The following is a 14,598-nucleotide window of genomic DNA, read 5'->3' as shown; positions in this document are numbered from 1 at the left end:
AAGTTGCTACTTCTCTAAAGAATCACTTTTTGCCCGATGATTGGCAGCGATCATTTCTTGGCAAAGCTGGTGACTGTCTATCACTTGCGCTTGTCGCAGATCGATAGCTGTTGGATCGGCGACTGCTGCAATAAATGCCGAAACTAATGGATAGAACCCTCGTTTGTTCAACGTTGTTTCCCAATCGCCAAACTCATGTTCCACCGTTTTCCCCTCCACATACTCCGTAAGAGCAGTCAAATTCCTCACATCATAGGTTCCGCTTTTGGCGGTGATCCGGTAATCTTCCGTATTGGCACCACTCTTGAGATCCATCGTCAAAATCGCCGTTGTATGTGCTGTTTCCAAGATCAGTGTGGCCGTCTCCAATCCATCCGCTGATTCTTTGATCTGACTAGTATGCGCGATGATCGGTTCATCCAATAAATAGACACCAGTATCCACCAAATGTAAGAAGAGATCATAGATCACATACTTGGTATCATGACTAGCAGCTTGCCGGTGTTTTGACAGATAAATCATCCGCTTATCCGGAATTTGTTTTAATTGATCGACCATCGGGGCAAAGCGGCGATTGAAGCCGACCATCAACAACTTTTGTTTTGCTTTAGCTAGAGTAAACAATTCTTCTACTTCAGCAAAATTCTCGCTGACCGGTTTATCGACAAAGACATGGATTCCTTCTGTCAGACATTTTTTGATCAACTCATAGTGGCTGCCAGTAGCTGTATGAATGAAACAAGCCTCGATTCCCTGATCGATCAGCTCGTCTAAATTGGTGTACATATGCGCCAACCGATAACGTTGCTGCAATTCTTTCTGAACGGATTCACGCCGAGTGGCAAAATAAAAATCCGCTTGATCCTGCAATGCAATATAACTTGGCAAGTATGCTTTTTGTGCAATATTTCCTAACCCGATAACACCGATCTTCATGACTGATTCCTCCTAAACGTTACGTCTTGCTTTAATCTTACACTTTTTTTCGGTAGAATGGAAAATATAGTTGAACCGAGGAGGACAAATATGAAATTTATTTCTTGGAACGTGAATGGCTTACGAGCAATCGTCAAAAAGAACTTTTTAGAAGCCTTTGAGACCTTCGATGCAGACTTCTTTTGTTTGCAAGAAACGAAGCTGCAAGCAGGGCAGATCGAGTTGGATCTGCCAGGATACACGCAATACTGGAATTATGCAGAAAAGAAAGGATACTCTGGTACAGCGATCTTTGCTAAAGAACCGGCACTTACTGCCCATTATGGGATTGGTATCGAGGAACATGATGCCGAAGGCCGGGTGATCACACTGGAATACCCCGAATTCTTTTTAGTCACTTGCTATACACCAAACGCCCAAAATGAATTGCGTCGTCTCGATTATCGCATGACATGGGAAGATGCTTTTCGTGCCTATCTGACCGATCTGAAACAGCAAAAACCAGTTATCCTATGCGGTGACTTGAACGTCGCTCATCAAAACATTGATCTTAAAAACTGGAAAACCAACCAAAAAAACGCCGGCTTCACTCCTGAAGAACGGGAAAAATTTTCAACCTTACTTTCAGCAGGCTTTACGGATACTTTCCGCTACTTTTATCCCGATGCTGAAGGGATTTATTCTTGGTGGAGTTACCGGTTTAATGCGCGCAAAAATAATGCTGGATGGCGCATCGATTACTTCGTTGTTTCAGACGATTTAAATGACCGCCTGGTTGATGCAAAAATCCATACAGAAATCTTAGGCAGTGATCATTGCCCCGTCGAATTGCAGTTAAACTAATTGCTTACCTTATTCTTTCGCTGTGTCCTATCGGCCATCCTGCCAAAAAAATCTTGTATCTTTTCATTTCAAAGATTTGTGCTAGAATAGCTTTGAGGTGAAGGCAATGAATTTTATCGCAATGGACTTTGAAACAGCCAATTATCAAAAGCACAGTGCTTGTTCATTGGCATTAGTCATGGTTCGGGACAGTAAAATTGTTGGAGAATACTACACGTTGATCCAGCCGGAGACAGATTTCTTTTGGAAAAATATCCAAATCCATGGCATTCATCCGGAAGACGTCGTCAATGCTCCTAAATTTCCTGACATTTGGAAACAAATCCAGCAATATTATAATCTCAACAGTCTGATCGTTGCCCACAATGCTGGTTTCGATACTGGCGTTTTAGCTGGATGTCTTGATTACTATGGGATAGAACAGCCAAATTATCTTTCACTCTGTACAGTACGTACAAGCCGCAAACTCTATCCTGAATTCGAGAATCACAAGCTGAATACTGTCTGCCAACAGCTGCAGATTCCTTTGCTGAATCACCACGATGCCCTTGAAGATAGTCGTGCCTGTGCTCAGATCTTATTACGTCAAGAAAACGATTTTGGGATCGACCCATTAAAAAAACTGGTACTCGTAAAATGAGTATCAGTTTTTTACTTTTCTTCTTACTTTCTTACTCTTTTGTCTTTCAGTTATTTGTTGAAAGCCAATAACGACGAGTACTATTCCCATTTACCGGATCGATCCATATATCTTCTAATTGACCACCATTTTTTTCAATGACCTTAGCAGACGCTTGATTGTGAGCATCGCATGTCACCAGTACTTTTTCTATTCCAAAGCTTTTGGCAATCGACAAGGATTGAGCAAGCATTGCTGTCCCATATCCTTTTTGGCGATACGTTTTTTTCACAGAATAACCGATATGACCGCCTTGCTGCAGCAAATAGTCGTTGAGCTCTAGCCGCAGATTCAAGATTCCGATGACTGTATCTGCTTGTTTTGCAAGATAAACCCGACTAATGACATGACCAGCAGGAACAGTTGCCGGTGATTTGTAGGCTTCTTGCAGTTCAAGCCATTTTTCGATTGTCTCCGCTGTTTCTAGCCCAGAACCTCCGTGGATAGTTTCATTGTCTTCTAAAAATGATGCGCGATAAGCTGTTAACTGTTCTTTGTCTGCTAGGGCCGGTTCAACAAGCAGGATCATCCTTCTCACTCCTCATCAACTAATTTTGCCATCATTAGAACATCAATTCGTTGCCCATCTTTTGTTTGGGCGGCTTGTTTCATACAACCTTCAATTTCAAATCCGTACTTCTGATATAAATGGATAGCTCGTTCATTGCGCGCTTGGACCGTCAACTCCAAGCGTGTCAACAACCCTACTTCACTGACCCATTCAAGCAATTCTTCTAAAAGAAGTGACCCTAGTCCCATTCCCCAATAGTCTTTTAAAATCGATAGACCTATTTCTCCTACATGTGCCATGCGCCATTCCGAATAACCTTTGATAGAAGCCATACCAATAATTCGTTCTCCATCAAGAGCTAACAATAGGAGGTGATTGTCTTGTTCATACAAGCTTTCTAGTTGCTGTGCCAACATTGCTTCAGGCAGGGCGAGGCCTGTTTCATCCATGACCAAAAAGTCAGTTTCTTGACCAATCTTTTGACTGACTGCCAAGAGTTCTGCCGCATCTTCGCCCCGAGCCTCACGCAACGTCAAGTGAATGTCACTCATTATCTGCCTCCCATTGCGCCAAAATACGCTGTTGGAAAGCCTCAGCTTTCGGACCAAATGTAAGCAATTTCACAAAGCGTTTTTGCTCTTCTGTATTATCTTTTTCCAAAATCAGTTCCAAATAATCTTCCGGTAAAGACTCTTCTAGAAGATTTCCCCACTCGATCACAGAAAGACCATCACCTTCAAAATAATCATCTAATCCCAAGTCTGATGCGCCAAATTCTACCCGGTAAATATCCATATGATAGAGTGGCAACCGACCTTCAGTATATTCACGAATAATCGTATAGGTTGGGCTTTTGATCAGTTGACTGATCCCCAGACCTCGAGCGATCCCTTTGGTCAACGTCGTTTTACCGGCTCCCAGTTCCCCAGTTAACACCAAATTGTCTCCAGGCAGGGCCACTCTGCCAATCACTTCGGCAAATTTTTCTGTTGCATCTAAATCAGCGATCGTTATCATGTTTGATCCGTCCTTTATCTTTTCACTTGCTGTTAGTAGTTAGTATAGCTTGTTTTAGAAACAAAAGTAAAGAGCGTACCGTCGCAAGGAGTTTGAAAGAAAAGCCATTTTTATCCTGCTGTGGGCAGTATTTTTGGCAGCGACGCCCCTCATCTTGCTTTGCCTGCAATTGTTTCTAAGCTTGTTGCGCTAACTAGACTTCCATGCCACTCTAAGGGTAATCGTTGTGATTCATACTGAGGTTACTACGCTTTCTTTTGTCCCCGCTGCTCATCATCTGCTCTCTGCTTCGCAAGTCAATCGTTGTGATTCAGGCTGAAGGTTATCACGCTTTCTTTGATCCTCGCTGCTCATCATCTGCTCTCTGCTTCGCGAGCCAATCGCAGTGATTCAGGCTGAAGGTTACTACGCTTTCTTTGGTCCCCGCTGCTCATCATCTGCTCTCTGCTTCGCATGCCAATCGCAGTGATTCAGGCTGAAGGTTATCACGCTTTCTTTGATCCCCGCTGCTCATCATCTGCTCTCTGCTTCGCATGCCAATCGTTGTGATTCAGGCTGAAGGTTACTACGCTCCCTTTGGTCCCCGCTGCTCATCATCTGCTCTCTGCTTCGCATGCCAATCGCAGTGATTCAGGCTGAAGGTTACTACGCTTTCTTTGGTCCCCGCTGCTCATCATCTGCTCTGTCTTGCTATGCAAGCCAATCGTTGTGATTCGCAGCAAAAAGCCGTTCCTTGACAAAAGGAACGGCTTGGTTGTTTGATTAGTTATCTTATTTATCCATCAATGTTTGTGCTGCTGTAATGATGGATAGTTTGTAGACGTCTTCTTCGTTTGATCCGCGAGAAAGGTCTGAGATTGGTTTGTTCAATCCTTGCAGGATTGGTCCAATTGCTTCGAAGTTACCGAAGCGTTGTGCGATTTTGTAGCCAATGTTTCCAGATTGTAAATCTGGGAAGACAAAGACCGTTGCTTTACCAGCTACTTCTGATTCTGGTGCTTTTAATTGAGCGACAGCTGAAATGTAAGCAGCATCGAATTGCAATTCACCATCGATTTCGTACTCAGGCGCCAATTCTTGGGCAATTTTTGTTGCTTCAACCACTTTATCGACTTCTGGTGCTTTAGCTGAACCTTTTGTCGAGAAGCTAAGCATGGCAACTTTTGGATCGATATCAAATAATTCCGCTGTTTTTGCTGAATCAACAGCGATCTCTGCTAATTCTTGTGCAGAAGGGTTCACATTGATGGCACAGTCAGAAAATAGGTATTTTTCTTGATCACGACCACGAACCATCAAAAAGGCACCACTTGTGCGGCTCACGCCTGGTTTTGTTTTAATGATCTGCAATGCAGGTCTAACCGTATCGCCCGTTGAATGGATCGCACCTGAAACCATTCCTTCAGTGATCCCCATGTAAGTTAACATCGTACCAAAATAATTAACATCTTTTAAGATTTCTTCGGCTTGCTCTTTTGTTGCTTTGCCGTTTCGGCGCTCAACAAAAGCTTCGACCATTTCATCCCACCGGTCATAGTTTTCAGGATCTAGGATCTCAAAATTAGCGATGTTGATTCCTCGAGCTTCCGCTGCTTTTTCAATCTCAGCAGGGTTACCGATCAAAACTGGTTCTACCAATTCTTCTGAACGTAGACGGCTTGCTGCACCAAGGATACGAGGATCCGTTGCTTCTGGGAAAACGATTTTGATATGACGACGCACGATTTTAAATTTTAAACTTTCGAATAGTTCCACGGGTAAAGACCTCCAGTTTTTTTATACCCTTACATTGTACAATAGTTGCAAAAAAAAGAACAGATAAAAATGCTGTACTAATCGAAAAAGATAATTTTTGTTACACAATTCACAGTCTGTCTCTTCTGCACTACTACAGTTTCACACCTGTACTATTTTTTCTGGTAATTGCCAATTGATAGGTGATTCACCTAACGCAATCAATGCTTGATTGATTTTTGAAAATGGTTTCGATCCAAAGAAACCACGACTGGCAGATAACGGACTTGGATGGGGAGATTCTATGATGATATGCTTTTTCGTATCGATCAACGCTTTCTTTTGCTGGGCTGGTTTTCCCCATAATACAAAGATCACTGGTTTATCCCGTTGATTCAGTTTTTCGATGATAGTATCTGTCAATCGTTCCCATCCTTTGCCTCGATGCGAATAAGCCTGTCCTTCACGAACTGTCAACACCGTATTTAGTAGTAAAATTCCTTGTTGCGCCCAAGGAACCAAATAACCGTGAGAGACTGGCGCGATGCCTAGATCACTTTGCAATTCCTTATAGATATTGCGTAAAGAAGGCGGAATCCGTACTCCGGGTTGGACTGAAAAAGATAACCCATGGGCTTGATGCGGACCATGATATGGATCTTGTCCTAAGATCACTACTTTCACTTCATGATACGGAGTCAGTTTCAGTGCTTCATAAATATGGTCCATTGCCGGGTGGATCTTCTGTGTTGCATATTCTACTTTCAAAAATTCCCGTAACTGTTGGTAATAGGTTTGATCGAATGAAGCTTGCAAAACTTCTTGCCAATCATTTTCTAAAATCTTTCTCATCGTCTCGCTCCTTTGCTTTTAGTTAAGGATAACAAAAGATCTGCCTAAGAAACAAGAAGACATTCTCAAAAATAATTGCTGATTTGTGGTACACTATTCTATAGAAACCATAAGAAAGGACGCTGACAATGATAAAATTAATCGCTTCTGATATGGATGGTACTTTACTAAACGCCAACATGCAGATTTCAGAAGAAAATATCCAAGCGATCAAATATGCCCAATCCCAAGGAGTCGAATTCATGGTGGCCACTGGGCGCAACCGGAAAGAAGCTCTGCCGCCTTTGCAAGAAGCCGGTATTGATTGTGCTATGATCACACTTAATGGTGCACAAGTGTTTGACAAATCAGGAACTTCTTTATTCACCGTTCCTATTTCTAAAGAAAAAACCCGTTCATTGATGGACTTATTAAGAGAAAAAGACATTTATTTTGAGATTTCCACGAGCAATGGCATTTATTCAGAAAGCCAGACGCGCCGAATCGAGAATTTTGCGATCCATACAGCAGAAGCAATGCCCCATCTGACCCACAAAATGGCCATTGCCATGACTGCTGCACGACTAGCTTTTCTTCCCATCAATTATGTCAAAGACTTCAATGAACTGTTTGCGATTGAAGATCTGGAAATCTTAAAAATCATTTGCTTCCATCAAGATGGCGCGCGTGTTTTAGGACCGATCACACAAGAAATCGATGGTTATGGCGACTTAGTGGTTACTTCTTCCGGACAAAACAATATTGAAATCAATCATCGCAATGCCCAAAAAGGGATCGCGGTGGCACACGTTGCTAAAGAGCGAGCGATTCAACTGTCGGATGTCATGACGATTGGTGACAACTTGAATGATGTCAGCATGATACAGCTTGCTGGTGTCAGCTTTGCTATGGGTAACGGGGAAATCGAAGTCAAAGAATATGCGAAGTATCTGACGGATACTAACATTGAATCAGGAGTCGGCAAAGCAATTATTCGGGCAATCGATGAGAATTTATAATTGACGCAGCTTTTCGGGATACAAGAGGAGGCGTAGATATGTCGGAATTTTTTATTCAAGACAGACAACTCAGCAGTATCACGCGAACGATCGTTAAAGACGAAAAGGGCAAATCGTTATTCTTGATGGTCGGGCGCTGGGGAACTAAAGGCGATGCACTTTCCCTCTATCGTTTGGACGGCACACTGGTCGCCAGTATTAAGCAAATCAGTTTTACCTTTGGCACACGATTTGAGATCTACAAGGACTTTGAAAAAGTAGGTACGTTACAAAAAATTTTCAACTGGCCTGGGGATTTTTATTATATCCAACAGCTCCATTGGGCTGTCCATGGGGATATCTACAATCATCGGTATGCGATCCATCATTTCAACAAGAAGATCATGGAAATGGATAAAGCAACACTATTGACTGGCGATTATTATGTGATCGATGTGGTCAACGATGAGGATGCGCCAGTTTGCATTTGTATTGCTGCGATTATGGATTATTGGCTCTACAATCGCAAACGCAAGACCCAGCAACATTTGGAGTTACGATTAACGAACGAAACCAGCTGAGATACTCAACTGGTTTCTTTTTGCATATGATCATATAGATGACCACTGATCTTTCGTTCAGCAACCACTTGAAAACCGTGACGTTCATAGAGACGTTTGGCGTGTGGATTGGCTTTATCGACACTTAAACCAATTGTGGTATAGCCATCTCGTTGGGCAATTTTTGGCAGTGCAGCCAATAAAGCTGAGCCAACCCCTTTTCCACGGAATTTTTCATCGACACAAATGGTATCTAAGTACCATTCGTTCTGCAACGTTTCTTGATCAACGAACAGTTTCATTTCTTTATCCAAACCGTAGGACTCCAGAATCTTCGTTAACGGTTCATCAATGGTAGGTTCATCTTTATCTGGGTAACCAAAAGCAACCCCAGCCACTTGTCCATCGATTTCATTGACCAATCCTCTGGTATAACCATAACGATAATCAGGCTCTAACATCGCTTCAGCCAAGATCTCGAGCGTTTTTTCTTCTCCTATTTCTGCCACAAACGGTAATTCCATATCTTTTAAAATGACTAAAACAAGTTTCGCCATAGCAAAACGATCTTCTTTTTGTGCAAATCGAATCACGATTTCTCCTCCTTGTGTTTTCTTCAGAATAACAGCATTTTCTTGTCATCCCAAGTAAAAAAGTGTCGTTGCGCTTCGAATGAATCCCTCGATACTATTCGTGTAGTTCCAGTGGCAACCCATCTGGGTCTTGGAAGAATGTCATTTTTTTATTCGTAAAGCTGTCAAAGCGAATCGGCTCACACGTAATTCCTTTTGTTTCAAGTTCTGCTACCACTTTCTCAATGTTTGTTACTCGAAAAGCCAAGTGTCGTAAGCCGGTTGCTTCCGGATAACTTGCTCGTTTAGGTGGTTGATCCACGATAAACAACTCAATCTCAGATGAGCCAAAAGCCAAATCGATTTTGGTATCGTTTTTTTCGGGACGATGGTGCTCACGGATCACCTTAAATCCTAATTTGTCGACATAAAATGATTTTGCTCGTTGGTAATCACTGGCAATAATGGCCACATGATGCATCTCAGAAAACATATGCTCACTCCTTTTCTATCTACTTAGTTTACCTATTTTTCCTTCCTTTGGCTACAAAAGACCTGCTCTATTTTATTTTGATTCTGTTATACTGGATACGGAAGGTGATGACATGAAACTACTTTATATTTCAATCTCAGGAAATACCCGGGCATTTGTCAAACGACTAATGGACTATGCCGCCCAGCAGCCAACAGCGCATCCTCTAGAATGGTCCGTCAAAGAAATTGATGACAATTCCATTTTCGAAGAAGAAAGCGAACCTTTTGTCGTGTTTGTGCCGACCTATCTTGAAGGCGGCAACGGCGTAGATAATGGGGATCAGGAAATTTTGACAGAAACCATGCGGGAGTATATTGATTATGCGGATAATGCCCGCTATTGTCGCGGTGTGATCGGCAGCGGCAACAAAAATTTCAATTATCAATACTGCCTGACTGCCAAACAATATGCTGAACAGTTCCAGATTCCATTTCTAGCTGATTTTGAACTGCGAGGAACAACGCAGGACATCGCACGCATTTACGATGTCTTGCGTAAAATCAATTAACTTGGAAGGAGCAGGAGCTAGATCCTGCTTTTGCTCCTAGAAACGGAGAAAAACATGGACGCAAAATATATGGTTATCTTGATTATCTTGTTCGTTAGTGCACTTATTATTGGCTTAGATACTTGGAACCGAATAAAATTAAGACGTCGCGTCAAACAAGAATGGGGAAAATTCCCCCGTCAGCCTCGCTTTGACAAAGAAGAAAGCCTCAAAAAGGCCTGGATGGTAGAGAAAGATTTTTATCCCCATGATAGTGAGATCGATGACATTACTTGGTATGACTTAGACTTATTCGAGGTTTTTGAAATGATCAACAGTACTTACTCCAGTGTAGGTTCTGAAGCTCTCTATCAGCAGTTGCGCAACTTTCAATTTAAGCCGGATCGACAGCTGACCGCGTTAATTGATTTTTTCGCAGCCAATCCAAAAATTCGCGAAGATACCCAATATACCTTTGCCCAACTTGGGAAACTGGATAATAACTTTTCCAAAAACTATCTGGCATCAGGGAAGAAAGAAAGTATTGGCAACTTGCCTGTCTTTATTTTATTGGGCTGTTTGCCGATTGTTGGGCTGATTTTGATAGCTTTTGGCTTTTTGCCAGGAATTGCAGTGATTTTGATAAGCGTCCTCTTTAATACGGTTTACTATTCGATCAAAAAAGCCACACTAGAAACAGAACTCAACAGTATGCGCTATCTAGTTCAGACAGTGGCCTGCGGCAACAAGATTGCCAAACTTGCCACACCATTACAAGAGCAAATCAAAAAAGAACTGCTGCCTCTGAAAAAAATCCCCCGATTCGGCGTTTCTTTTCGTTCAAAAAATGGCAGTGAAGGCGATATGCTTTTTGAATACATCAATATCATCTTTATGCTGCCTTTTATCTCGTACCATTACGTCGTTACCTTATTGGCTCGATACAATCAACAAGCGATCGCATTATGGGAATTGTTAGGCAAGTTGGAAATTGCTTGCGCGATCCTTAATTTCCGTACCTATATGCCGATCACTTGTATCCCTGAATTCAAAAAAGGAACGGTCAGCGCAAAAGGGACCTATCATCCCCTTCTGACTGAAGCTGTCATGAATGATGTCGACTGGCAAACCAATACACTGGTAACCGGGTCGAACGCTTCTGGCAAATCGACCTATGTCAAAAGCATCGCTATCAATTGTCTATTGGCGCAAACTATCCAAACAGCTGTTGCTGAATCCTTTACGATGGAACCTGGTCATGTGTTGACCTCAATGGCGGTCGAAGACGATTTGTTTGAGGGCGATAGCTATTTTGTTGCAGAAATCAAGTCGATCAAACGATTGTTGGAACAAGTTCAGCAAAAAGAACGCTGCTATTGCTTTGTCGATGAGATACTGAAGGGAACCAATACGATTGAGCGGATCGCTGCTTCTGCTAGTATCATTCATTGGTTGAGCCGTTATCCAAGTTTGGCTTTTATTGCGACTCATGATATTGAACTGACTGAAATATTGAAAAATGACTGCAGCAATATCCATTTTTCTGAACAAGTCACAGCCGATGACGGTATCTCTTTTGACTATAAGGTCAAACAAGGTCCTTCAACAAGCCGTAATGCGATTGCCCTACTGCGAGTGCTTGGTTATCCGAAATCAATCGTTGAACAGGCTGAAAATGAAGCAGCTTACTTCAATCAGCAACGGACTTGGCAAGATCTATAATGACCTACAAGAAATCTGTGATCCTTAGCAGAGACATGCTGCTTAAAACACATCGCTAGGATTGCTCAATAAATAAAGGCTATGACAAAAGAAAGACTTTTAGCGAAGAAACCAGCCTACTCTGAATAAGAGCAACGTGTTTCTTCCTTGATCCTTCTTTTGTCACAGCCTTTTATGTTAGACAATTTTTCTTAGCCAAATAAATCTGTCTGTAAACTATATTGTTTTCCTTGTAAAATGTCATATTGAATCATCTGATAGTCTTCATAGAGCTGCCGTGATTTCGCATCTAAACTTAGCTCACTCCGCCACTGTTCGCCTTGGTAATATTGCCCGTGTTCAAAAGCCGGCAATTTTTCTTGCAGTGCTAGCAGCAACGCATAAAATCCATTGATTGGTTGCTGACTTTCATTCAACACGTTAGGTGCAAAGTAAAAGGGACTCGTTACCGGAACAGTGTCAGTTGAAAAGGTTCCATCAGAATCCACCATCAAGAATTCCGTTTCATGCAGCGCAGCAGTATCATTTTGATCTTTAATCGCATCCGAGTAGATGCCTGGCAGGTGATCCCCCCAGAAAACGACTACTGTTCTTCGATTCAGCTGCTTCAATTGTTCAATAAAGTCTTTTAGTGCGGTACTACTGTAAGAAATATCTTGCAGATAATTTTCAAGAGCAGTCCTATTTCCATCGCCTGCGGCTTGATAATTTAATGTCTGATACTTTCCTTCATAAGGCATATGGGTCTGCATCGTCACCAAGTGAACGAATTGCGGCTTTTTCTCATCTGACAAAAGAGACAGAACTTCTTTATAAGCAGAAGCATCCGAGATATAAGGATTGTTCTCGATCTTGTCCGTGTAAGTCATCGTGTCTTGATCCAAAAAGGTTTGGAAACCCATCACATCATAGACATCTTTACGTTTGTACATCGATGTATCATAGGGGTGGATCGCAATCGCATCATATCCTTGTTTTTGCAAGAATGAGACCACTGAAGGCAATTGTGTCAATTTAGGCACTAACATCGTGTAGGGCGTGGTCATTTGCGGATTCAACAGCCCCATTGAAAAACTGGTCAATGCTTCAAATTCAATGTTTGCAGTCCCACCGCCATAATTTTGCGACAACATTTTCCCACTGATCGTTTGATCGGCTACCGCATAATAATCCTTTAACGGATCTCCCGTGATCGTCAATCCTTTTAGATGACTTGGATCAGAAAAACTTTCACTCATGACATAAACGATATTTGGCGCTTCTTGGTCACGCGTTTTGTTTGTTTCGGCAGCTTCCGCGGTATATTTTTTTGCGATCTCTTTTATCGCAGCTTCAGAATAATCTGCTGGTTTCTCCATTGCCTCCACTCGTAGATTGAATAGAAACCCACCAATAAAACCGGTATTGTAATAATTCATTTTTTGTGAATAAGGAATCCATAATGCGGTCCGGTTATACGCTTTTCTAAGCAGATTATTGCTGTCATTAAAATGCGAAACATAAACTAAACCAACTGTACAAACGAGCATTGTCAGCCCTCTGAGGATCTGTTTCTTTTTTGATAATTTACGGCTTCGGTAAATACTCCAGATAATTGCTCCCAATGCGAGTATCACACAAAGCATCGCCAAAACGAAAGGTCCAGTTCCGATCATTGTATGCAGCAAGTCAAACTGAGTAATCATTTTTAAATCATCTGGATAAATTGGTTCTTGACGATAAGCCATCTTGAGGTAATTTGCATAACCCAAGATCCCGATCACAATACTATAGAACAGCGCTCCGACTCCTAGCGAGCCAGCAAGACTTGCCAATAATCCGTAGAAAAGCAGCAGCACCAGACAAGCTAAGAAAAACTTTTCTGTATGCCAAGAAAAAGCAAATTTTAATGCTAGCTCAACAGAAAGGTTGTTTTGACACCATTGTAGGTATAGATTACTAAAGATGATCAGAATAAAACTAGCGATTAGTTTTATTCCCAACTTCAAATTGGGATGAATCTTTCTTTTCACGAAGGACATTCCTCCTTTTCTAACCATAACCTGTATTTTATGCTTTGTGATTTAGAATGTAAAGAGCCGTTTGCTTGTTTTGTTTTTTTATTCTTGCCATTCTTCCTTGACGAGAGTTATGTCTAAGACAAAAAAAAACAAAAAATCCCGAACAATCTATGAATTCCAGAAGCCCTTGCTGATTGATACAGCGAAGGCTTTCCAGAGAAGGTTCATTCATAAATCGTTCGGATATTTATTTTCTCCTAGATGCGATGGACCAAAAACTATCACAGAGTAAAAAAGATTTATTTCCAGAAGTCGTCAAAGATTGATATTGGCAGATGCCGTTTATGCTGTGTTTTGCGCCACCAATTTTCAATCGTTTGTTGCGCATTTGGTGAAACGGTCTTTCCTTCCAAGTAATCATCGATCTCATCATAAGTCACACCAAGTGCTACTTCGTCAGCGATCATTGGTTTGCCATCTTCCAAATCAGCAGTAGGAACCTTTTTGTACAGTGCTTCCGGCGCTCCTAATTCTTGCAACAATTGACGTCCTTGACGTTTATTCAAACGAAATAGCGGCAAGAGGTCAGCTCCGCCATCACCAAATTTTGTAAAGAAACCGGTGATGTTTTCGGCCGCGTGATCTGTTCCTAAAACAGCGCCAGCTTTTTCGCCTGCAACGGCATATTGAGTAATCATCCGCTGACGTGCCTTGATGTTGCCTTTATTAAAATCAGAAACAGGTAAGCCAGCTTCTTCGACGGCTGCCACTTGCGCATCGACGGCTGCTTTGATATTCACTCGTAATGTAATGTCCGGTTTGATAAATTCGATGGCTTTTTTGGCATCTTCTTCGTCAGCCTGTTCTCCATAAGGTAAGCGGATCGCAATGAACTGATAATTGGGATCATTCGTCTCACTGCGCATTTCTTCCATTGTCAACTGAGCCAATCGACCAGCCAGTGTTGAATCTTGTCCACCGCTGATCCCTAAAACAAGAGTTTTCAAAAAGGGATTTTTTTGAAGATATGCTTTTAAAAATTCAATGCTATTACGAATCTCTGCTTTCGCATCAATTGTTGGAACTACGCCTAACTCGCGAATGATTTCTTGTTGCAATGTCATAGAAACGCCTCCTAATTTTTTTGAAGATTGGTCCTAGCTTTCTAGGACC

At 41.9% G+C, this 14,598-nt stretch carries 16 protein-coding genes; 6 read left to right on the top strand and 10 right to left on the bottom strand.

Going from position 1 to position 14,598, the window contains the following annotated elements; genetic code table 11:
- Nucleotides 1–6: 6 nt before the first annotated feature.
- On the bottom strand, nt 7–936 hold the full coding sequence (locus IGJ28_RS06340) for a Gfo/Idh/MocA family protein (protein ID WP_252712100.1): 930 nt from the start codon (nt 934–936) through the stop codon (nt 7–9).
- 90 nt (nt 937–1,026) lie between these two features.
- Between IGJ28_RS06340 and IGJ28_RS06335 the strand changes: the two genes are divergently transcribed.
- Complete coding sequence (locus IGJ28_RS06335; protein WP_138371595.1) at nt 1,027–1,779, top strand: exodeoxyribonuclease III; 753 nt, start codon at nt 1,027–1,029, stop codon at nt 1,777–1,779.
- Between the two features lie 106 nt (nt 1,780–1,885).
- On the top strand, nt 1,886–2,419 hold the full coding sequence (locus tag IGJ28_RS06330) for a 3'-5' exonuclease (RefSeq protein WP_005471732.1): 534 nt from the start codon (nt 1,886–1,888) through the stop codon (nt 2,417–2,419).
- 46 nt (nt 2,420–2,465) lie between these two features.
- Here the strand turns inward: IGJ28_RS06330 and IGJ28_RS06325 are convergent, their stop codons facing one another.
- The 5 genes from IGJ28_RS06325 to IGJ28_RS06305 all read right to left on the bottom strand — a co-directional run bounded on the left by IGJ28_RS06325 (nt 2,466) and on the right by IGJ28_RS06305 (nt 6,572).
- Nucleotides 2,466–2,987 (bottom strand): GNAT family N-acetyltransferase, encoded by a 522-nt coding sequence (locus tag IGJ28_RS06325; protein ID WP_103300608.1) that lies wholly within the window; start codon nt 2,985–2,987, stop codon nt 2,466–2,468.
- A gap of 5 nt (nt 2,988–2,992) precedes the next feature.
- Complete coding sequence (locus IGJ28_RS06320) at nt 2,993–3,520, bottom strand: GNAT family N-acetyltransferase (protein WP_003127461.1); 528 nt, start codon at nt 3,518–3,520, stop codon at nt 2,993–2,995.
- Complete coding sequence (tsaE, locus tag IGJ28_RS06315) at nt 3,513–3,986, bottom strand: tRNA (adenosine(37)-N6)-threonylcarbamoyltransferase complex ATPase subunit type 1 TsaE (RefSeq protein WP_003127460.1); 474 nt, start codon at nt 3,984–3,986, stop codon at nt 3,513–3,515. The genes IGJ28_RS06320 and tsaE overlap by 8 nt, the downstream gene beginning before the upstream one ends.
- Before the next feature lie 771 nt (nt 3,987–4,757).
- Nucleotides 4,758–5,741, bottom strand: a complete 984-nt coding sequence (gene pta / locus IGJ28_RS06310) for a phosphate acetyltransferase (protein WP_003127459.1) — start codon at nt 5,739–5,741, stop codon at nt 4,758–4,760.
- Between the two features lie 141 nt (nt 5,742–5,882).
- Nucleotides 5,883–6,572, bottom strand: coding sequence for a uracil-DNA glycosylase (locus IGJ28_RS06305; RefSeq protein ID WP_242387462.1), 690 nt, complete (start codon nt 6,570–6,572; stop codon nt 5,883–5,885).
- A gap of 128 nt (nt 6,573–6,700) precedes the next feature.
- On the opposite strand from IGJ28_RS06305, the gene IGJ28_RS06300 reads away from it, so the two are divergent.
- Together IGJ28_RS06300 and IGJ28_RS06295 are read left to right on the top strand one after the other, a co-directional pair.
- A complete protein-coding gene (locus tag IGJ28_RS06300; RefSeq protein ID WP_005471720.1) occupies nt 6,701–7,570 on the top strand; it encodes a Cof-type HAD-IIB family hydrolase in 870 nt (289 codons plus the stop codon).
- A gap of 38 nt (nt 7,571–7,608) precedes the next feature.
- Nucleotides 7,609–8,130, top strand: coding sequence for an LURP-one-related/scramblase family protein (locus IGJ28_RS06295; RefSeq protein ID WP_003127456.1), 522 nt, complete (start codon nt 7,609–7,611; stop codon nt 8,128–8,130).
- Nucleotides 8,131–8,135: 5 nt separating this feature from the next.
- Here IGJ28_RS06295 and IGJ28_RS06290 read toward each other — a convergent pair whose 3' ends face one another.
- Nucleotides 8,136–8,702 carry a GNAT family N-acetyltransferase gene (locus tag IGJ28_RS06290; protein ID WP_005471718.1) on the bottom strand — a complete coding sequence of 189 codons (567 nt, stop codon included), beginning with the start codon at nt 8,700–8,702 and terminating at the stop codon, nt 8,136–8,138.
- 94 nt (nt 8,703–8,796) lie between these two features.
- Entirely contained in the window at nt 8,797–9,174 is a 378-nt protein-coding gene (gloA2, locus tag IGJ28_RS06285; protein WP_060813623.1) for an SMU1112c/YaeR family gloxylase I-like metalloprotein, read from the bottom strand.
- A gap of 112 nt (nt 9,175–9,286) precedes the next feature.
- Between gloA2 and nrdI the strand changes: the two genes are divergently transcribed.
- Entirely contained in the window at nt 9,287–9,724 is a 438-nt protein-coding gene (gene nrdI, locus IGJ28_RS06280; protein WP_005471716.1) for a class Ib ribonucleoside-diphosphate reductase assembly flavoprotein NrdI, read from the top strand.
- Nucleotides 9,725–9,778: 54 nt separating this feature from the next.
- Nucleotides 9,779–11,425, top strand: a complete 1,647-nt coding sequence (locus tag IGJ28_RS06275; RefSeq protein ID WP_081131199.1) for a MutS-related protein — start codon at nt 9,779–9,781, stop codon at nt 11,423–11,425.
- Between the two features lie 191 nt (nt 11,426–11,616).
- On the opposite strand, the gene IGJ28_RS06270 is transcribed toward IGJ28_RS06275, so the two are convergent.
- The gene (locus IGJ28_RS06270; RefSeq protein WP_252712099.1) at nt 11,617–13,446 is read right to left on the bottom strand and encodes an LTA synthase family protein; all 1,830 of its coding nucleotides are present in this window, start codon (nt 13,444–13,446) and stop codon (nt 11,617–11,619) included.
- 278 nt (nt 13,447–13,724) lie between these two features.
- Entirely contained in the window at nt 13,725–14,549 is an 825-nt protein-coding gene (gene nadE, locus IGJ28_RS06265) for an ammonia-dependent NAD(+) synthetase (RefSeq protein WP_060813626.1), read from the bottom strand.
- Between the last annotated feature and the right edge of the window lie 49 nt (nt 14,550–14,598).

It is taken from the genome of Enterococcus sp. AZ091, from assembly GCF_051714805.1.
GTDB classification, from domain to species: Bacteria; Bacillota; Bacilli; order Lactobacillales; family Enterococcaceae; genus Enterococcus_D; species Enterococcus_D gallinarum.
This window is presented reverse-complemented; position numbering and strand designations above follow the sequence as displayed.